The following is a 19539-nucleotide window of genomic DNA, read 5'->3' as shown; positions in this document are numbered from 1 at the left end:
CCGCGACTGATCCGTCGCTTGTATGAAACCTATCCTGCCCCGCGCGCGTTATCTTGTCCATACGGCGCGAATGCAGGGCATTGTGCGCCGATGAGGGATCACGAGGAGAAGTACCCCATGTGCGACGAACAGGACCTGGCCCGCTGGGCGAAAGCGAAGATTTCCCGGCGTGCGTTCGGCGGCGGCGCGATGGCGGCCGGCGCGGTTGCCTGCGCGCCGATCGAAGCGGGCGCCGATACGGCGATGGCCACCGGCGGCCTCACGGAACGCATGGTGAGCTTCGATGCGCCCGGCGGCACGATGGACGGCTTCTTCGTGCATCCTGCGGGCACCCGCAGTCCGCTGGTCCTGTTCTGGCCCGACATCGCGGGCCTGCGCGAATCCAAGCGCCAGATGGCGCGGCGGCTGGCGGGCGAGGGCTATGCCGTCTTCGTCGCCAATCCCTATTACCGCGACGTTGCCGGTCAGCAGTTCGAGGACTTTGCCGATTTCGCCGCCAATGGCGGCTGGGACAAGGCGCGCCAGTGGCGGCCCAAGCTCGATGCGGAAGCAATCCAGGCCGATGCGCGCGCCGCGACCGCCTGGCTCGACACGCAGGACGGAGTCGACCGCAGCCGCGGTATCGGGACGCAGGGCTATTGCATGGGCGGCCCCTTCACCGTGTGGAGCGTTGCAGCCGTCCCGCGCATGAAGGCGGCGGCCAGCTTCCACGGCGGCGGCCTGGTGCGCGAGGCTGAATCCAGCCCGCACCGCATGTTGCGCGAGGATGCGCACTATCTCATAGCGGTGGCGGAGAACGACGACGCGAAGGATCCCAGCGCGAAAACCGCGTTCCGCGCGGCGATGGACGAAGCCGGCTCCAAGGGCGAGGTCGAGGTCTACGCCGCCGACCACGGCTGGTGCGTGCCGGATTCGCCCGCCTATGACGAGGCCGAAGCCGAACGCGCCTGGGCGCGGCTGCTGGCGACCTACGCGGCCGCGCTCTAGCGGTTTAGCTGGTTAGCGTTTCGCTGAAGCGGCCGTGCTTGCGGTAGCGCACCATCCACTTGTCGAGAAACAGGCCGAGCGGCTTTGGCGCAATACCCAGCTTCTCGAAGCCGGGGTGCTCGCCTGAGACGACATTGCCCTGCTTCAAGAGCTTCCACTGGTCGCTGCCCATCGGCGTACCGGGGAGGGCGGCGAAGGTGGCCGACAGCCCGTCGGGCATGGGAAGGAAGGCGCGGTTGCGGTTCTGCGCTGCGGCAATAGCCTCGTTGATTTCCATCATCGTGAACTGTTCGGGCCCGCCTAGCTCGTAGATCTTGCCGCCGAACTTGCCCGGGTCTTCCAGCGTGCGCACCGCCGCTTCCGCGACATCGTCGACATAGACGAGCTGCAGCTTCGCATCAGGGCCGAACACCGGCAGCACCGGCAGGGTCGCGATCAGGCCGGCGAACATGTTGAGGAAGTTGTCGTCCTTGCCGAACAGGATGCTCGGGCGCAGGATCGTCGCCTTGGGGAAGGCGGCGAGGACCCGCTCTTCGCCCAGCTTCTTGGCGGCAGCGTATTCGATCGTGGTGTCTTCGTCGGGTTCGGCCGCAATGGCGCTCACGTGGACAAAGGCCTGCGCGCCTTCCCTGGCGGCGGCTTCGGCCATCCAGCCGGGCGCTTCGCCCATGACGCGGCGCAGGTTGCCGTCGAAGGCACCGACGAGGTTGATCACGCCATCGGCGCCGGCAATGCAGCGCTCGACCGACTGGCGGTCCGCCGCATCGCAGCGGGCGAACTGCATCTGGCCGAGGTTGGCAAGCGGCTTCAGCTTGAAGGCTTTCTCCGGATTGCGGCTGGCGATACGCACGCGCGCGCCGCGCTCCAGCAGGGCCTGCGCCACGTAATTGCCGATAAAGCCGCTGCCGCCCATCAGCACCACCAGCTTGCCGTTCAACGCCCCGCTTTTCGCCATTGTAATCGCCTGTGTCCTTGTAGGTGGATTCGTCGCTGCGCCCCTTGCCTCAACCCATGGCCACCCGCAAGCGTTCCGACCGATACGAAAGGCGTTGACAGGACTCGCATGCCTTCGCTAGTGGCGCCCGCCTACCCGCGGCCGAGCTTCGATGACCGGCTTCGCGACAAGTGTGCCCAGATGGCGGAATTGGTAGACGCACCGTCTTCAGGTGGCGGCGCTCGCAAGGGCGTGGAGGTTCGAGTCCTCTTCTGGGCACCATTTTCCAGATTAGCGAATGATAAGCCCGACAGGGGCAGGCAAGTCCTCAGGGGAGGATCATGTGCCTCTATCGCAACAAGGCGGTCCTGGGCGCGGGTCGCTAGGCCTGCGGGACGAGATCGGACCATCTATTCTTTCCCAGCTCTGCGGCGAGGAAGTCGAAGGCGAGCCGGATCGGGCGGCTCGTGCGAACTTCCCGGTGGGTCACAAGCCAGGTGCTCACCGCCATGTCGGGGAGCGCGGGCCAGGCGCGTTTCAGTCCGAATTGTCCCTCGGCAACTGCGGCAGGCAGTATCGCTATGCCGGCTCCCTGCCGGGCCAGCTCGTACATGGTAGCCCCCGCCGAGGTTGTTACTCCGAAGTTGTCGCGGGTGACCGGGATGCCCAGCGCCTGCATTTGCGGGATCAGCAAACCGGCGCTCTCATAGCCGATGAAATTCGCAGCGGCGAGATCTTCGACGGTACTCAGCGGCGGCAATCCCTTCAGGTAATGGGGCGCTGCGAACAGGGACACCGCGATGTCGGGCAAACGTTTGGCCACGAGGTCTGGCTGCTCGGGGCGCGTATGGCGAATGGCAATGTCCGCTTCGCGCTGCGTGAGGTTCGCGCGGTCGTTGGAGGGCACGAGCTCAATGCTCACTTTCGGGTGAAGCTGCCGGAAGGCCACTACGAGCGCTGGCAGGGTAAACACAGCCATCGCATCGCTCGAAGTGATCCGGACCGTGCCTTCGGCTTCCTGGTTCTGACCGGTGGCAATCCTCGAAATCTGCAACGCCGCTTCACGCATTGCGCGCACATGGGGCAGAAGCTGTGTGCCGGAATCGGTCAGCCGCATCACGCGGGGGCCCCTTTCGAACAAGGTCACACCAAGGGAGTCCTCGAGGCCGGAGATCTGGCGGCTAAGCGTTGGCTGGGTCTGCCCGAGCGCTCGAGCGGCTGCTGAAAGGGAACCGGTTTCCACCGTCGCCAGGAAGGCGCGGACGTGGTTCCAATCGAAGGCGATCGCGGACCAATTCATACATTTTCGTATAGCAGAGCATCGAAAAACGGCAATTCCATCGAATCTGCGAATGCTTGAAAGGGCGCTCCAAGGAGAACGCCATGTTCAATCACCAAGCAACTAGCAATCCGGGCCCGACGCTTTCCCTGCTCTGGCTCTTCGCCATTCTCAACACGCTGTTCCGCGACATCCATGAGTTGGTCGTGGCAAGCACGATCGAGGAAATCCTGTCGGGCTCGCTCAATGGTGCGCCGGTCACCGATGCAGCGCTTGTCGCAGGGGCTGTCGCGATCCAGATACTCCTGCTCTCGGTCGTTTTCTCGACTGTGCTGCAGCCACGCTGGGCACGCAGGTGGAACCTTCTCGCTGCCCCGCTCATGCTCGCCGGGACATTTTTCGCACCCCCCGATGACCCGGACGACTACCTCTTCGCTTTCGTCGTGCTCGGCGCGTTTGCGACGATCTTCCTGATTGCCTGGCGCTGGGACGTTCCGCGCGCGCCAGGCCGGATGAACGCCCGATCCTCTCTGCCATCACGAGACTGTTCGCGGCGATCGCCGCTCCAAGAGGCAAACCCATGTATAATCCTATCCCCGACCACCCGATCTTCCTCGCCCTGCGCGCGCTCGACCGGGTCCTCACCTTCTTGCTGAAACTGCAGCTGCGGATCCCTTTCCGTGCCGGTGCGCGTTTCCAGGGTGCGCCTCGAACGGCGTTTGTACTCGCGATAACGTGCCTTCTTGCGAGCTTGCTGACGGAGATGCCGGAGATGGCGGTCCCCGAAGCTCGTACTTCGCTACTGATCGTGGTCGACGACGGCTATCCGGGTCTCGTTGGACGACTGGAGATCGTGGGGTTTTCCGGATGGACGGTAGCGGCAAACGCAAAGCTTTCCGCCAATCCCTGGGCTGCCAGTCTCGCCCTTCAAGCGGACGCCTGACGCAACGTGTCGAGCCGCCAGTCTCGACACTGGCGTCCTTTGCCGTTCGTTTTCGAACTGGCCCTTTTTGGGAACTGTCTCTCCCCGAGCCCCTGCCGCTGTTATCCGACCCGCATTCGGCTTTGTCAGATCGACTAGCCTCCGCCGATCAGGACGAAGGGTGCCCAGAACGCCGGGTGAGCCCAGCTGTGTTCCGCAGTGTCATGGCTGGAATCGAGGCGGGTTTCGCGGATGGCGTGCTGGAAAGCGGCGGCGCGCGACAATTGCGGTCGTTCCTGCAGTATCTCGAATGTGCGGACGGTGACGAAGGACGCGACGTCGTCGTTTACCGGCCAGTGCGAGGCGAGCAGGTTGCGCGCACCGGCGAAGAAGAAACTGCGTGCAAGGCTCGACAGGCCAGCGCCATTCTCTCCGGTGGCCGTGTTGCAGGCTGACAGGATCACCCAATCCGCATGGAGGCGAAGGCCGGCGACTTCGGATGCCGACAGGAAGCCGTCATCCGCAGTGCTCGCGATCGCCGGCGGAGTAAACACTAGTCCGGGCTCCACGAGGGCTTTCGCCTCGCCCGGCATCAGTCCGTGCGTCGCGAAAGCGACGACGCGCGTGTCGGAAAGATCGGCGCTGCGGACAGCGCTTTCGGTTGCCGCGCTTGCGATCCGGACGGAATTCTCGTCCGCATTCAGTGTCCGGCGCATGTTCTCCAGTTCGCGAGCCGTTCCGGGCAACCGGGCCAGTTTGCGCAGGGAATCGACATCCGCCAGACGGGTTTCTCCAGCTCCCGGACGCCAGCTCAGCACCTCGCCCGCGCCGACGTAGGAGGCGCCGCGCAACCCGCGTGTCTGGGCCTGGCCCTCGAGTATCGGATCGCCGAACCCGGCAAAGCTCGTTCGGTCGCTCGCCAAGGCGGCTTCGCCTTTGGCAAGCTTGAGCAGCTTGAGCGATTGCACCGAGGGCAGATGGGCCAGCGCATAGATATCGGCAAGCCAGCGCGTCGAGCGCAAGGCTTCAGGATCGTTGTCGAGACCTTCAGGCCGCGCAGTCACCAGCATCGAGAATGGCAGGGACGCGAGCTTTCCGCCGGCAATGACGAAGAGCTGTCCTTCGGGCTGAAGCACCCGCTCCACCGGGGCGACCAGCTCGGCATACAGCGCATGCGCAGTGCCGCGATCGAACGGGAAGGGCTCTCCTTCCCGCAGTTCGTTTTCCCAGCGATCAAGCTGCGCGGCCGTGGCTTCGGTGGTCGCCCCGACATCCCAGCGCAGGCGATCGACGGCAGTGCCGATCTGGGTTTCGGACCAGCTTGAGCGGTGCCAGGCGATCCCACCTAGCCCGATGCCAAAGGCATGCGTCCCATCCGCAGTCGGCATCAGCAAGAGAAGGGACTGGTTGGGGGCGAGGAGCTGGCGCGTTTCCTCAAGTCCGACAGGCGTCGGTTCGACCAAGGCGAGATAGGCCGGGATCTCGGCTCGGAGACGGGCTTCGATCTCCGCAATGCGGCGGCTCGCATCTTGGCGCGCGCTGATCAGTCTGGCGTTTGCGGCGGGATCGTCCGCCGGTGCGGCAAGGGCTTCGTTGAGAGCTGCGATCGCAAGATCACGGACCGCAACCATCCGTTCCCGCTCTTCGACGAGCCCGGCAAGTTCACCACCTTGCGCTTCGGCGATCCGGCGAACCGCCATTTGCGCAATCGAAGCGCTGGCCGGATTGACCATGGCCCGCTGCAGCCATTCGAAGGCCGCCGAGGTGGCCTGCGGGTCGCCGCCTTGCGATGTGAGCCAGTACGCCCCGGCCAGCAGGAGCTGCCTCTCGCCCTCGCTGCTGCTGTCGAACTCGGCGGTCTGCAGCGAGCTGTCGAAGATGCTCACCTGGGTTCTGTCGGATCGCATCGCCTCATCGAGCTGGCGGGTAGCGGCCGCGAGCTCTGCGCCGTGCTTGCCCTCTGCGATCAGCAGTTCGACAAGCAGCTGGTTCAGCGCGACTGCAAAATTCGCGTCGCGCTCCCCTGCATCAGGCGCTTCTGCAAGGCGCTGGACGATGGCCAGCGCCTCCGCGTTGCGGCGCTGGTCGCGGCGGACCAGCGCGCCGGCATAGTGTGTACGGGCCGCGAGATCTGGCTGATAGGGGCCCTCGGTTTCATCGACCAATCGAACGTCGCGCAGCCAGGACAGCACTGCGTCGGCAAGGTCCGGATGGCCCTGCCTGCGCTGCAAGGATGCAATCGCCAGCCAACCGTTGGGACCGGCATCGAAGCCCTCTACGAAATTGTCGTAGATAGCCTCTTCGGCGGCTGCAAAATCCCCTCGCGTCAATTCAAGCGGGAGGCGGGCGTTGACCCCGGCCGAGCTGCGGTCCGTTTCGATCGGCACCGCACCAGCCTCTGCAAGCCGGGCGTAGCGTTCGGCCAGTTCGAGTTCGCCCGCCTCGACATAGAGGCGCGCCAGGCGTTCGCCATAGTCGCGATTGAAGTCGGCCGCTTCGACCGGGTTGCCGGCACGCAGCGCCAGCTCGTCCAGCAGCAAGCCGATGGCTTCGGTGCGGCGGTCGGTCGCGCGGTAGAGGTCAGCCAGCACGAGGGCGTAGGGGTCGGCTGACAGGGTGTCGGTGAACGCCATATCGCGATTGGCAGCAACTGCGGCCTTGAGATCCGCCTCCAGCTCCGCGGTCCGGCCTTCGCGGATAACCCCGAGCAGGCCGTCGGTATCTTCGAGGTGATAGCCCATGGCTCGCTCGATCAGCGGCGTGATGCGGACGGGCGCTGTTTCCTGCCTTTCGATCCAGCGCGACCAGTCCTCGTTCTGGCAGGGTGATATCGTCCAGTAGGTTTTCTTCTCGCTCTGGTCTGGTGTGCGTCCCGTGTCGCTGCGGGTCGGCGCAGCCTCGTATTCGGTGAGCGTGTTGCGAACCCGCTGGTAATCGGGACCACGCGGCATCCCGGCATCCTCAGCTTGCTGCACCGCGGTGCGCAGGTCCCTGATGGCGGCATTCCTATGCCCCCGGGTCCAAAGCTGGCCCGCGCGAATTTCATAGGCAAGGAGCGCCGCCGCATGGGCGCCGGACTGAAACAGTATTTCGGGACGAGACGACTTCGCGAGATAGGCCGGTTCGCGCCTTTGTTCCCACTCCCATTCCGGGATCGGGGCTTCGATCTTCACCAGCGCGCCGTAGGCTTCGGTGATGACCTCGCCAAACTCGGGCCCGCTATAGAACGAACCGATCGTGTAATTCTCGCAAGGGAAGTTCGTCGGCATCTCCGGCGCGTTTTGCGCCATGGCGGAGATGGCCGGTGCCCCCATCGACAGGCAGATCGCCGAACCGGAAATCATCCTCCGCACGGTATGTCGGCGTGCATGGCGCGGCATTGCAGTCCCCCCAAGCCAAAGGCTGTCGCTCCCCACGCAATGTGTAACCGGGAGGGGTGGCCAAAGGAAGCCTCCCGCGACTGAGGTGCCGGACGAGGGCACCAGAACCCCGGGCGGATTGGATTTGGAGAATTGGAAGGTCAGCGTTAAGGCTCAAGGAAATCAGTGGTCGCGATGGTCATCAAACGCTTTGGGGGAGGCGTCGATGGATGTTCGCGTTGCGCTGTTGAGGGTCCTGCTTGCGCTGGGCGCGCTGGGATTGATTCCGTCCGCGGCGCATGCTTACGACCAGGCGCGGATAACCAATAACACGCCTTACACGATCACCGGCACGGTTCGGTACACCGGCTGCAGCAACGACAAGTACACCGTGGCGCCGGGCCGGACATGGGTCGCCACCGACAGACGCGGCCTGTGCCTGATCCACAAGATCGGGGGGCGGGTTGCACCGGGCAGTCGCTCACAGCACGGCGAACGCCTCAGCGTAACGCCGTATGAATCCAGCGGGACCGGCTATTCCGAATTCCGCATCGAGGCCTATGGCGACAGCTACCGCATCTTCTCGCGGCAGGAATTCGCCAAGGTCAGCAACTCGGACCGCCGTGCGAGCCCCGGCTTCCGCTTCGTGAACCACACCCAGTGGCCGGTCGCCTTCTCGCTCGAGCAGGCGGGGTGCCTCTACTACGATGTCATTCCGGCCAAGTTCAACGGCAATCCGGGGACCTACGCCCGAGACACCGGGGCGGTCTGGTTCACGCTTCGCATGCACATCCAGCCTGACGGCAGAAGCCCCCTCACCGATGCCGATTGCGTCCAGCCGGTCGTCGAGATTGTCGGCGAAGTGGCGCTTGGCGTTCTTTCGGGCGGCACGTCGCTTGGCGCCACGGCGGGCCGGGTTGCTGCCAAGCAGGTTGCCAAGAAGCTGATCAAGGAAGCGGCCAAGGAATCGGTCCAGGTCCTTGCGACCTACGGCGCGAGAAAATTCGGCGAATACCTGATGGAAAACGGGTCGGTGGTGATGGCGGGGCAGTATGCCGGCTATGCCTGGCCTTTCCAGTGCAGGCGCATGCCCGAATACCACATCACCGGCGGTCCTGAGGTGCTCCGCGACGAAACCGGCGCACACTATCTTGCACCCGGATCGCATTTCACGGTGACCAAGCAGAACGCTTGCGGCAACGACATGATGAGGCTTTCGCCGAAGACCGCACGTTCGCAAGGCGATCCGGCGACATTGCTCAAGGTCTTCGAAGCTGCCGGCGGGTTCGAATCGGGTGGAGCCGGTCCGATTGAGGATCGTTTCGATGGCAGCGCGACGAATTACGTGCCGCCGTCTTCGGGTAGCAACACGTCGGGCCGCAATACCCCGGGGCGTAACGGCCCGCCGGGCAGCCCGCTTCCCAACGGCCCCTTCACGACCTCCGGCGTGAACGCCGGCAATCTCGTGAAGGTGGATGCCGGTCGCAATGTCTTCCGCCAGACCGCGACCCGGCAGTGGACCGAGTACAACAGTTCGGGTCGCCCGATCTTCACCTTCGAAGAGACGGGACGGGACGAATATTCGGTCTATGTGATCGACCGGACGCGCGACATCCGAATGAGGATCGATCTCTACCGCAAGATGGTGCTTTACGCGCCGCCAGGCTCCGGCATGCGCGACCTGTACCGCATCTCGCGCTCCTACCGGATCGGCAGAGAGCCGGCTGCCCAGCGGCCTCGGCAGGAACCGTCATCTCCTTCTTCGTCATCGCCTGCGCAGACCAGCCAGCCGAGACAGGGGGGCGTCATCAACGGCTACAGCGTCGGACAGGTCGACTACAATGGTGGCCGCTTTGTCCGGACCGCGCCCAAGCGTTGGCTGGAAATCGCGCAGAACGGCAACGCGCGCTACAACTTCGCCGAAACGCAGCGCGACGAATGGTCGGTCTATCTCGTCGACAGGTCCCGCAACGTATCTGTGCAGCTCGACCTGCACCGCAAGATGATCTCGATCGGTCCGATCAGCGGGCGCCGCGGCGATGCCTATCGCATCACCCGTTCCTACAGGGAGGGGCAGGGGGGCGGATCCGCCATGGACAGCTCGCCGAGACAGGCTGCCACGCTTCCTGACCGGACGCGCGAGGTGCAGGCTGAGCGCAATCGCCAGCAACGCGCCGCTGAAGAACAGAGGCGATTGCAAGCCGAACGCCAGCGCCAACAGCGCGCCGCCGACGAGCAACGCCGCAGGCAGGCGGAAGCCAATCGACAGCGGCAGCAGCAGCAGCGTCTGGCAGAGCAACGGCGGCGCGAACAGCAGGCCGCTGCCCAGCGTCTCCGGCAGCAACAGGAAGAGCGGCGCCGCCAGGCCGAAAGGCAGCAGCAACAGCGTGCGCAGGCCCAGCGCCAGCGGCAGCAACGCGAGGCGCAACTGGCCGAACAACGCCGTCGGCAGGCCGAGGCCGCGCGCGCGCAGGCGGATCGGTCTCGCCAGGCGCAGGGCGCCCGCAATACGGGTGTGAACGGCAGAAACGTTCAGCGCGTCGATTTCCCCGGAGGGTCGTTCCGCAAGAAGCTCGGGCCGGGCTGGGCCGAATACGATGCGGCTGGACGGCTGAAGTTCACCTTCATCGAAACCGGCCGTGACGACTGGTCTGTCTACCTTCAGGATCGGTCGAGGAACGTCCAGGTTCAGCTGGACCTGCACCGCAAGATGATCAGCGTGGGACCGATCGGAGGCCGTCGCAACGACCTCTACCGGGTTAGCGGATCGCGTTGAAATTGCGAGCACGTACCTGGGCGCGGAGATCCCTTTGCCTGCGCGTAGCCAATCGAAGGTGCAGGTCAGACCCGCTTTCCACGGCCTGCTTTTCGAAGGGCGGCGGCATCGCAAAAAGGCTGGCTTCGATACGCCTGCGTGTTAGGCTTGCGGCGCAATGAGCTGGTCCAACTGGTCAGGCAGCGTGAACGCAGCGGGGGTGGTCCACCTGCCGCGGACCGAGGACGAACTCGGCGCGCTGGTGCGCGGGGCGACAACGGTCAGGCCGACGGGTGCAGGGCACTCGTTCATGCCGCTATGTGCCGATGACGACGTCATCGTCAGCCTGGCCGAGCTGGATGGCCGCCTGACGATCGCCTCGGACAGGCGAACCGCACGCGTTCCGGCCGGCTGGAGCATCAAGCGCGTGACGCATGAGCTTTGGGAGCACGGGCTCGCGCTGGCGAACCAGGGCGACGTCAACCCGCAGTCGCTTGCAGGAGCGATGGCGACCGGCACGCATGGGACGGGCCTCGAGCTCGGCAATCTCGCGACCTTCGCTCGCGGTTTCCGCCTCGTCGGGCCGGACGGGCAAGCGACCTGGTGCGATGCGAGCACCGAAGCGGACCTGTTCGAAGCGCAGCGCCTGTCGCTGGGGATGTTCGGTATCGCGACCGAGATCGAGTGCGATGTGGTCCCGGCCTATCACCTTCGCGAGCGGATCGAGAAGCGCCCCTGGGCCGAAATTCGCGAGCGATACTTCGAATTGGCCCGCGAGCTGCGCCACGTCGAATTCTGGTTCTTTCCCCATGCCGACACGGTGATTTTGAAGACGCTGGAACCCTGCGATCCTTGCGACCCGCCGCCCACCACGACGGACATGGAGGAGGCCAGCTTCCGCCGGCTGCTCAACATCGGGGCGATGGTCCCCCCGCTCGTGCCCACGCTTCAGCGACTGATGATGCGGTCGGAAATGCACGGGCGGCGCAAGGGACCTGCCCACACGATCTTCCCGTCGGATCGAACCATTCCCTTCGAAGAGATGGAATACGAAATGCCCCAGTCGGTCGGGCTGGAAACGCTCGATGAGCTGGTGACCTGGATCCGCAAGAAGCGACTGCCGGTTTCCTTCCCGTTCGAATTCCGCCTTGTCGCTGCGGACGACATTTGGATGAGTCCCATGAACGCGGGGCCAGTCGCCGCAATTTCGATGCACCAGTATGCGAAGATGCCGTGGCGGGACCTGTTCCTGGAGGCGGAGGCAATCTTCCGCGCCCATGGTGGACGACCCCATTGGGCAAAGCGCCATACGCTGACGCGCGACGACGTCAACGCGCTCTATCCCATGGCAGAGCGCTATCGCGCCGTGCGCCGGGAGGCTGATCCTGCCGGCAAGTTTCTCAACCCGCATCTCGAGGGCTTGTTCAGCTGATGGACGACCGGGAGCTCCATGCGCACCTTATCGGTCAGCAGGGATCGCGTGCGGCGCTCAACACGCCCGTGCTGGTGCTCGATCTCGACCGGCTGGACCGCAACATCGCTGCGATGCAGGCAAAGGCGGACGAGAAGGGAGTAGCGCTGCGTCCACACGCCAAGACGCACAAGAGCGTCGATATCGCTCACCGTCAGCTGGCTGCCGGCGCGGTGGGTATTTGCTGCGCCAAGATTGGCGAGGCCGAGGTCATGGTCGATGCAGGCGTGGCGGGAGTGCTCATCACATCGCCCGTCGCAGCGCCTGCCGCAATCAACCGCTTGGCGAAGCTTGCCCCGCGTGCAGAGCGCCTCATGGCTGTCGTCGACAACCCGCAGGTCGCTTCGGTTATTGATGATCAGCTGGCCCGCATCGATGCCACGCTCGACGTGGTCATCGATGTCGATCCCGGTATTCGCCGCACTGGTGTCGCATCGCCCGAGGCGGCGGTCGACTTGGCCAGGACAATTGCCGATTGTCCAAGGCTGCGCCTGCGCGGACTCCAGTTCTATTGCGGGTCGCAGCAGCACATCGAGGATTACGCGGCCCGCCGAGCAGCGATCGAGGAGCGCACGCGATACCTGCGAGATGTCATCGGGGCGCTTCGCGAAGCCGGCTTCCCTCCCGAAATCGTGACCGGCTCCGGCACCGGGACCCATGCGATAGATCTCGAGCTGGGCGCATTTACCGAACTCCAGACGGGTTCGTACGTCTTCATGGATGCGCAGTATCTCGACTGCGATCTCGACGGGAGCGGTGAAGCGCCCTTCGAGACGTCTCTCGCGGTTGATGCGCGTGTCGTCAGTGCCAACCACAAGGGCCTCGTCACAGTCGATGCGGGGTTCAAGTCGCTCTCGACCGATGGAGGGAGCCCGCAGGTTTCCAGCGGTGCGCCTCCCGAAACGGTCTTTGCCTTCATGGGCGACGAGCACGGGGCGCTCGTGGGAAGCGATATCGGCGACCGCCTGCGTCCCGGGGACCCGGTGAGCCTGGTCGTGCCGCACTGCGACCCGACAGTGAACCTCTATGATCATTACCACGTGGTTCGCGATGGCACTCTTGCGGACATCTGGCCCGTCAGCGCACGCGGACGAGCGCGCTAGGCCACCACCCTTCCGCCATGGCCCTAGCCAAGCGCGGCATTTGGGCTAAACCCTTGGCCGATGGACGGGTCCCTGGGTTTCACAATCGCTTCCTGCGCAGCGGTAATGGCGCTGATCGCGTGCATCAGCTGGCGCAAGACGCGCGGCTCGGTCGAGACCAAGGACGGCTATTTCCTCGGCGGGCGCGGGCTGACGGCGGGGTTCATCGCCGGGTCGCTGCTGCTGACGAACCTGTCGGCGGAGCAGCTCATCGGCCTTAACGGCTCGGCCTATGGCTACAATCTCTCCAGCATGGCTTGGGAAGTGACCGCCGCGGTCGCGACGGTGGCGATGGCGTTCCTCTTCCTACCCCGCTACCTCGCGGGCGCCTTCACGACCCTGCCCGAATTCCTAGCCGACCGGTTCGACGGGACGGTGCAGCGCATGTCGGTGGTGCTGTTCATGCTGGGCTACGGGCTCGTGACCATCCCCTCGGTGCTCTATTCCGGCTCGATCGCGGTGATGCAGTTCTTCGACGTGCCGCAGCTATCGGGCCTTGCCTATTTCCCCGCGCTGGTGCTGACCGTTGTGGTGATCGGCCTGACCGGCGCGGCCTATGCGATCTTTGGCGGGCTGAAGGCGGTTGCGGTGTCCGATACGCTCAACGGGATCGGCCTGCTCATCATTGGCACGCTGGTCCCGGTGCTCGGCCTGATCGCGCTGGGCGAGGGTAGCTTTACCGCCGGCTTCGCAAAGCTGGTCGGCGACCATCCGGAAAAGCTCAACGCCATCGGCGCTGCCGGCGACCCGACGCCCTTCGGGACGATCTTTACCGGCATGATTTTTGCGAACCTCTTTTACTGGTGCACCAACCAATATGTGATCCAGCGCACGCTTGGCGCGCAGTCACTGGCCGAGGGGCAAAAGGGCGTGCTCGCCTCGGGTTTCTTCAAACTGATGGTGCCCTTCATGATGATGGTCCCCGGCGTCATTGCCTTCCACCTCTACGGGCCCGGCCTCGGCACGATCGACCAAGCCTATCCGCGCCTGATCGAGGATGTACTGCCCGCCTGGATGGCCGGCTTTTTCCTCGCCGTGCTGCTGGGCGCGGTGTTCAGTTCGTTCAACTCGCTGTTGAACAGTGCGGCGACGCTCTTCACGCTCGATATCTACGCGCCTGCGCGCAAGGGCGCGACGAGCGACGCGCATCTGGTGCGCGTGGCCAAGATCGCCAGCGTGGTGATCGCGCTGTTTTCCTTCGGCGTCGCCCCGCTGCTCTATTTTGCCGAGGAAGGCCTGTGGCAGATCGTGAGGGTCTTCACCGGCTTCTACAACATCCCGACGGTCGTGATTGTGATCATGGGCCTGTTCACCCGCCGCGTGCCCGCACTGGGCGCGAAGCTGGTGATCGTGTTCCACGTGATCGCTTATGGCCTGCTGCGTTTCGTGTTCGACGATACTGTGACGCTGCACTTCATCCACCAATACGCGATCCTGTTCGTGATCGAGGTCGGCATCATGCTGGCGGCCGGATACTGGCACCCGCGCGCCGAACCCTACCAGGCTACCGACAGCCACAAGGTCGACATGACGCCCTGGCGCTTCGCCCGTCCGGTCGCCTTCTCGCTGCTGTCGGGTGTGGTGCTGCTCTACCTTGTGTTCTCGCCCCTTGGCCTTGCCGCCGCTGACGGGCCGGGCGCGCTGTTCGGCGTGCTGGCGGCGGGGCTGGCAGTCCTTAACGCGCTTGTCTGGGGCGCCTCGGCAAGGGCGGTGCGCGCGTCTAGCTGACGAGCGAGGCCAGTACCCGGCGGCGGCCCTCGAACGGCCGGCGGCCGTGCATCACCATGTAATTGTCGACCAGCGCCACGTCGCCCGCCTGCCAGGCAAGGTCGTAGGTCAGCTCGTCGGCGATCCGGATCGCATCGGCCATGTCCTCAGGGCCAATCGGCGTGCCATCGCCGAAGGTGATCGCGCGGTTGGGATCGTTGCGGCTGTCCGACCAGCCGCGGAAGGCGGCGATCAGCTGGTTGAAGAAGCTCTTGCGCCCGTCGCCGACGCTGCGGACGGCCGGCAGCGTGCGGGTGGTGACGCGCAGGCCGCTGCCCTCCAGCCATTCCCAGCTGTAGCCGAGATCGGAGAGCCGGGCCTCCGCGCCCGCCTTGTCGGCAACGCTCAGCGTGCTGCGCCAGCTGCGCCCCTGGCCCGAGCCTGCATCGTCTTCGCCGGGCATGACGTTGGTGTAGCGCACGCCCTCGGCCTCGGCGCGCGCGGCGAAGGCCGGTGCGTCCTGCTCTAGCCGGGCAAAGACCCAGTCCGAACGGCACAGCGGCGTCGCTCCGCCTGCTTCGGGCGCGATCTCGCAATAGAAGAACAGGGCCGAGGGGTAGATCGGTGTCTGCGCCATTTCGTGGTGCAGGTAGATCTCGGTCTGAGGCGGGGCTTCGTTGGCGGTGAAGACGCGCGGCGTCACATTGGTGCGCACCGCGTTCGATAGCGAGTCCTCGTAAGTGAAGCCCGGCGCGCCATAGGCTTCGATGGCCGCGTCGAAGGCAAAGGCATCCGGCACGTCAAACCCGCGAAACAGCACGGTGCCGGCAGAGGCTAGGCGCGCTTCGACCTGTGCGCGGTTTTCCTGCAGGAAGGCGGCCAGGTCGCCGCTGCCTTCGATGATCGCCGGGAATTCGGTTTCGCGTGTCGCCATGGTCGGCCTCAGTCGTAGATCGGGTGGAACGTGCCGAAGGCGGCTTCGGCGAAGACGCCCGGATCGTTGAAGCGCCGGTTCGCATTGAGCGCGCTTATGGCGGCCATCTCGTCATCGGAGAGGGCGAAATCCTCGATGTCGAGGTTCTCGCGCATGCGCTCGGGCTTGCTGGTCTTGGGGATGATCGAAGTCCCGCGCTGCACGCCCCAGCGCAGCACCACCTGCGCCGGTGTCTTGCCATGCGCTGCCGCCGCCGCCGTGACGACCGGTTCGGTGAGCACGCTGTCGCCCTGTCCCGCCATGTCGAGCTCGACATAGGAGAGCGCGCCCAATGGGGAGAAAGCGGTCACTTCCATCCCGTAGTCTTTCGCGATCCGCACGAGCTTGTCCTGCGTGAGATAGGGATGCGCTTCTACCTGCAGGGCGTAGGGCTGGACCGTGGCATAGGTCATCAGGTCGTGGATCAGGGCGGAGTTGTAATTGCACACGCCGATCCGCCGGGTGAGGCCCTTGCCGACCAGCGCCTCCATCGCGCCCCAGGTCGCGTGGAGCGGAACCTTGGCGCGCTTCATGCCGGAATTGGCCTCCTGATCGTGCACCCATTCGGGCGGGTAGCGCGTTTCTATCGGCACGTATTCGAGCGCGATGGGGAAGTGGACCAGGTAGAGGTCGAGGTAGTCGAGCCCGAGGTCATCGAGCGACTTGCGGCAGCCTTCCTCGACATGCTCCGGGGCATGGAAGGTGTTCCACAGCTTGCTCGTGACCCACAACTCCTCGCGGGTCACCAGCCCATCGGCAATCGCGCGCGCGATGCCCTGGCCGACCTCGATTTCATTGCCATAGTCGGCGGCGCAGTCGAGGTGGCGGTAGCCTGCCTCGATCGCCTGGTAGGCGACATCGGCGGCGTCCTCGCGCGCGACCTTCCAGAAGCCGAAGCCGATTGAAGGGATGGTTTCAGGCACGCAGGCGTCCTCCTTAGGTAAAATCGAGCGCGACCGGCTGGCCGGTGGCGATGCTTTTTTGCGCGGCGGCGCCCATCTGGACCGAACGCAGCCCGTCGAGCGCGGTCACCTGCGCCGCGCCGCCCGTGGCGAGCGCAGCGTCGAAATGGGTGAGCTGGTAGAAGGTCGCGCCATGATGGTCGCCTGCCGCCAGCGCTTCGGCCGGGGTGGCGACCGGTTCCACCACTGGTCCGCTGCGGTCGCGCGGCGACCAGGTGATTTCTGCGGCGGGAATGGCGACGTCGAGCCGGCCCTTGGCGCCGAGCGCGTAGATCTCTTCCTGCTGCTCGGCCCCTTCGGCGAACATGCACAGGTCCAGCACCGCGCGCGCCCCGCCGGCGAAGTCGACCGTGACGAAGGCGTTGTCGAGGATGTCGGGCACCGCCCCGTCATAGACCTCGTCGAGATGGTTCACGTCCTGCCCGCCGCTCGCAAAAATGCGCACCGGCTCGTCCTGCAGCGTGTGGCGCATGAGGTCGAAGAAGTGGCAGCATTTCTCGACCAGCGTCCCGCCGGTGTTGCGATTGAAGCGGTTCCAGTCGCCGACCTTGGGCAGGAAGGGAAAACGGTGCTCGCGGATCGACATCATCCGCACCGCGCCCGTTTCGCCCGCCTGCACGCGCTCGATAAAGCGGGTGACGGGCGGCATGTAGCGGTATTCGAGCCCGACCCAGAACAGCGCCGGATAATCCTCGGCCGCCTTCGCGATGGCGGCGGCGTCCTCGATCGTGGTGCACAGCGGCTTTTCGACTAGGATCGCGGGCCCAAGCGGCATGATCTCGCCGAGCGCGCCGAAATGCGTGAAATTGGGCGATGCGATGATGACCGCGTCGACTGTCGCGCTCGCAAACAGGCTGGCGGTGTCTTCGAACAGGGCGAAATCCTGGCCCAGCTCCTTGCCCAATGCTTGCGCTGCTGCGCGCGATCCTTCGTCGGGATCGGCAATCGCGACCAACTCAGCCCCCGGCACCAGCGCGATATTGCGCATGTGTTCGCGGCCCATCATGCCGCATCCGATGATCGCGTATCGCCTCGTGTCCCTCATGCCGCCTCCTTGCGGGTGGAGGGCGGCGGTCGCAAGCCACTTTGTGCGCTTCACCAGCCACTTGTCCCCGCGCGAAGCTGACCGCATGATGCTTCAGTTGCGAATCGAGACTGGCGCGACAGGGAGAGAGACATGGCCACCGCTCACAAGGGCAGCGCGATCGACAAGGAGGCGCTGCGGCGCAAATACGCCGAGGAGCGCGACAAGCGCCTGCGCGCCGATGGGGCGGCGCAGTACAAGCGGCTGGAAAGCGAATTCTCCGACCTCGCGACCGATCCCTACACCCCGCGCACGGAACGCGAGCCCGTCACCGACCACGTGACCTTCGCCTTCATCGGCGGGGGCTTTGCCGGCCTTGTCGTCGGCGCACGGCTCAAGGAAGCCGGCATCACCGACTACCGGATCATCGAGAAGGGCGGCGATTTCGGGGGGACCTGGTACTGGAACCGCTATCCCGGCGCGCAGTGCGATACGGCGAGCATGATCTACATGCCGCTGCTCGAGGAAACCGGCCACATGCCGAGCGAGAAATACGCGCACGCCCCCGAAATCCGCGACCATTGCAGCCGCATCGGCAGGCAGTACGACCTCTATGACAACGCGCTGTTTCACACGCAGGTGACCGACCTCGAATGGGACGAGGGGCGCAGTGTGTGGATCATCCGCACCGACCGCGGCGACGCATTCACCGCCAAATATGTCGGCATGGGCACTGGCCCGCTGCACGTCGCCAAGCTGCCAGGCCTCGAGGGAATCGAGACCTTCGAGGGCAAGAGCTTCCACACGAGCCGCTGGGATTACGCCTATACCGGTGGCACGCCCGAGGGCGATCCCATGACGGGCCTTGCCGACAAGCGCGTGGCGATCATTGGCACAGGCGCGACGGCGGTGCAGGTGGTGCCCAATGTCTCGCGCGATGCGAAGGAGCTCTACGTCTTCCAGCGCACGCCATCTTCGGTGGATGAGCGTAACAACCGTCCGCTGGAGCGCGACTGGTTCGACGCGGTCACCGGCCCCGGCTGGCAGAAGAAATGGCAAGAGAATTTCGTCGCCAACCTTGGCGTCGGCTTCCCGCCCGAAGACCTTGTCGACGATGGCTGGACCGATCTTGGCAAGCGCATCCGCGCGCAGGTCATCGACATGCCGCCCGAAGAGCGCACGCCGGCCAACATCATGGCCGCCTTCGAAGATGCCGATAACCAGAAGATGAGCGAAATCCGCGCTCGCGCCGAGGAAATCGTGGGCGGCGAAGCGGGCGAGAAGCTGAAGGCCTGGTACCGCCAGCTGTGCAAGCGCCCCTGCTTCCACGACGAATATTTGCAGGCCTTCACGCGCGAGAACACCCACCTCGTCGACACCGACGGCCAGGGGGTCGAGCGGATCACGGCCAAGGGCGTGGTTGCGAACGGCAAGGAGTACGAGACCGACTGCATCGTCTACGCCTCGGGCTTCGAGGTCGGCACCGATTTCGTCGAACGCTCCGGCTACGATGTGACCGGGCGCGGCGGGCAGAAACTGTCGGACTACTGGTCGGGCGGGATGCGCAGCTTCCACGGGCTGCATGTCCACGGCTTCCCGAACATGTTCTTCGTCCAGCAGAACCAGGCGGCGGCTTTCATCGCCAATTACCCCCACAACCTTGTCGACCACGCCGATACCGTCGCGTGCGTGGTGAGCCATGCCGAAGAGCAGGGGCACGCGGCGGTGGAGCCGAGCAAGGAAGCGGAGACCAAATGGGTCGAATTCCTCCTCACCGGCCCCGGCGCCCGCATCGGGAACACCGAATGCACCCCCGGCTATTACAACAACGAAGGGCAGGGCTACGGCGAGCAGGAGCGTTTCGCGCTGGGCCATCCGGCAGGCGCGCAGGGCTTCTTCACCCATATCGACCAGTGGCGCAAATCGGGCAAATTCGAGGGGCTGGAGTTCCGCTAAGCGCTCTTCGCCGGGCGCAACGAACCGTTGGTCGAAGGGGCTTTGCGGCGCTGTGCTGCACGGCTAGC

The 19539-nt window shown here is 65.0% G+C and carries 14 protein-coding genes, 1 tRNA gene and 1 pseudogene; 9 read left to right on the top strand and 7 right to left on the bottom strand.

Going from position 1 to position 19539, the window contains the following annotated elements; translation table 11 throughout:
* Positions 1-90: 90 nt before the first annotated feature.
* A complete protein-coding gene (locus tag KUV82_RS13575) occupies positions 91-987 on the top strand; it encodes a dienelactone hydrolase family protein (protein WP_309148082.1) in 897 nt (298 codons plus the stop codon).
* A gap of 4 nt (positions 988-991) precedes the next feature.
* Here KUV82_RS13575 and KUV82_RS13570 read toward each other — a convergent pair whose 3' ends face one another.
* Positions 992-1942, bottom strand: coding sequence for a complex I NDUFA9 subunit family protein (locus KUV82_RS13570; protein WP_219954773.1), 951 nt, complete (start codon positions 1940-1942; stop codon positions 992-994).
* Between the two features lie 174 nt (positions 1943-2116).
* On the opposite strand from KUV82_RS13570, the gene KUV82_RS13565 reads away from it, so the two are divergent.
* Positions 2117-2203, top strand: a tRNA-Leu gene (locus KUV82_RS13565).
* A gap of 100 nt (positions 2204-2303) precedes the next feature.
* On the opposite strand, the gene KUV82_RS13560 is transcribed toward KUV82_RS13565, so the two are convergent.
* Together KUV82_RS13560 and KUV82_RS14280 are read right to left on the bottom strand one after the other, a co-directional pair.
* Complete coding sequence (locus KUV82_RS13560; protein WP_258319902.1) at positions 2304-3038, bottom strand: LysR substrate-binding domain-containing protein; 735 nt, start codon at positions 3036-3038, stop codon at positions 2304-2306.
* A 39-nt stretch (positions 3039-3077) separates the two neighbouring features.
* Positions 3078-3221, bottom strand: a pseudogene (locus tag KUV82_RS14280) (LysR family transcriptional regulator); the annotation flags it as partial.
* Positions 3222-3304: 83 nt separating this feature from the next.
* Between KUV82_RS14280 and KUV82_RS13555 the strand changes: the two are divergent.
* Positions 3305-3856, top strand: coding sequence for a DUF6326 family protein (locus tag KUV82_RS13555; RefSeq protein WP_219954771.1), 552 nt, complete (start codon positions 3305-3307; stop codon positions 3854-3856).
* A 116-nt stretch (positions 3857-3972) separates the two neighbouring features.
* On the top strand, positions 3973-4143 hold the full coding sequence (locus KUV82_RS13550) for a hypothetical protein (RefSeq protein ID WP_219954770.1): 171 nt from the start codon (positions 3973-3975) through the stop codon (positions 4141-4143).
* A gap of 134 nt (positions 4144-4277) precedes the next feature.
* Here the strand turns inward: KUV82_RS13550 and KUV82_RS13545 are convergent, their stop codons facing one another.
* The gene (locus tag KUV82_RS13545) at positions 4278-7466 is read right to left on the bottom strand and encodes a CHAT domain-containing protein (protein WP_219954769.1); all 3189 of its coding nucleotides are present in this window, start codon (positions 7464-7466) and stop codon (positions 4278-4280) included.
* A 121-nt stretch (positions 7467-7587) separates the two neighbouring features.
* On the opposite strand from KUV82_RS13545, the gene KUV82_RS13540 reads away from it, so the two are divergent.
* The 4 genes from KUV82_RS13540 to KUV82_RS13525 all read left to right on the top strand — a co-directional run bounded on the left by KUV82_RS13540 (position 7588) and on the right by KUV82_RS13525 (position 14577).
* Positions 7588-10257, top strand: a complete 2670-nt coding sequence (locus KUV82_RS13540; RefSeq protein WP_219954768.1) for a hypothetical protein — start codon at positions 7588-7590, stop codon at positions 10255-10257.
* Positions 10258-10414: 157 nt separating this feature from the next.
* Positions 10415-11668: a D-arabinono-1,4-lactone oxidase gene (locus KUV82_RS13535; protein ID WP_219954767.1), complete on the top strand. Its 1254-nt coding sequence runs from the start codon at positions 10415-10417 to the stop codon at positions 11666-11668.
* Positions 11668-12810: a DSD1 family PLP-dependent enzyme gene (locus KUV82_RS13530; protein ID WP_258319767.1), complete on the top strand. Its 1143-nt coding sequence runs from the start codon at positions 11668-11670 to the stop codon at positions 12808-12810. Before KUV82_RS13535 ends, KUV82_RS13530 begins: the two co-directional genes overlap by 1 nt.
* Positions 12811-12915: 105 nt before the next feature.
* Positions 12916-14577, top strand: a complete 1662-nt coding sequence (locus tag KUV82_RS13525; RefSeq protein ID WP_258319766.1) for a solute:sodium symporter family transporter — start codon at positions 12916-12918, stop codon at positions 14575-14577.
* On the opposite strand, the gene KUV82_RS13520 is transcribed toward KUV82_RS13525, so the two are convergent.
* The 3 genes from KUV82_RS13520 to KUV82_RS13510 are packed head-to-tail and all read right to left on the bottom strand — an operon-like array spanning position 14570 to position 17536.
* Positions 14570-15490 carry a TauD/TfdA family dioxygenase gene (locus KUV82_RS13520; protein WP_219954765.1) on the bottom strand — a complete coding sequence of 307 codons (921 nt, stop codon included), beginning with the start codon at positions 15488-15490 and terminating at the stop codon, positions 14570-14572. The two genes, KUV82_RS13525 and KUV82_RS13520, sit on opposite strands and share 8 nt — an antisense overlap.
* An 8-nt stretch (positions 15491-15498) precedes the next feature.
* Positions 15499-16452, bottom strand: a complete 954-nt coding sequence (locus tag KUV82_RS13515; RefSeq protein ID WP_219954764.1) for an aldo/keto reductase — start codon at positions 16450-16452, stop codon at positions 15499-15501.
* A gap of 13 nt (positions 16453-16465) precedes the next feature.
* Complete coding sequence (locus tag KUV82_RS13510) at positions 16466-17536, bottom strand: Gfo/Idh/MocA family protein (RefSeq protein ID WP_219954763.1); 1071 nt, start codon at positions 17534-17536, stop codon at positions 16466-16468.
* 132 nt (positions 17537-17668) lie between these two features.
* Here KUV82_RS13510 and KUV82_RS13505 point away from each other — a divergent pair, with 132 nt between their 5' ends.
* Positions 17669-19471 (top strand): flavin-containing monooxygenase, encoded by a 1803-nt coding sequence (locus tag KUV82_RS13505; RefSeq protein WP_219954762.1) that lies wholly within the window; start codon positions 17669-17671, stop codon positions 19469-19471.
* The last annotated feature ends 68 nt before the right edge of the window (positions 19472-19539 follow it).

Source organism: Qipengyuania flava (genome assembly GCF_019448255.1).
Lineage (GTDB): Bacteria > Pseudomonadota > Alphaproteobacteria > Sphingomonadales > Sphingomonadaceae > Qipengyuania > Qipengyuania flava_A.
The sequence above is the reverse complement of the archived record's forward strand: the minus strand, read 5'-3'. Positions and strand labels throughout refer to the sequence as shown.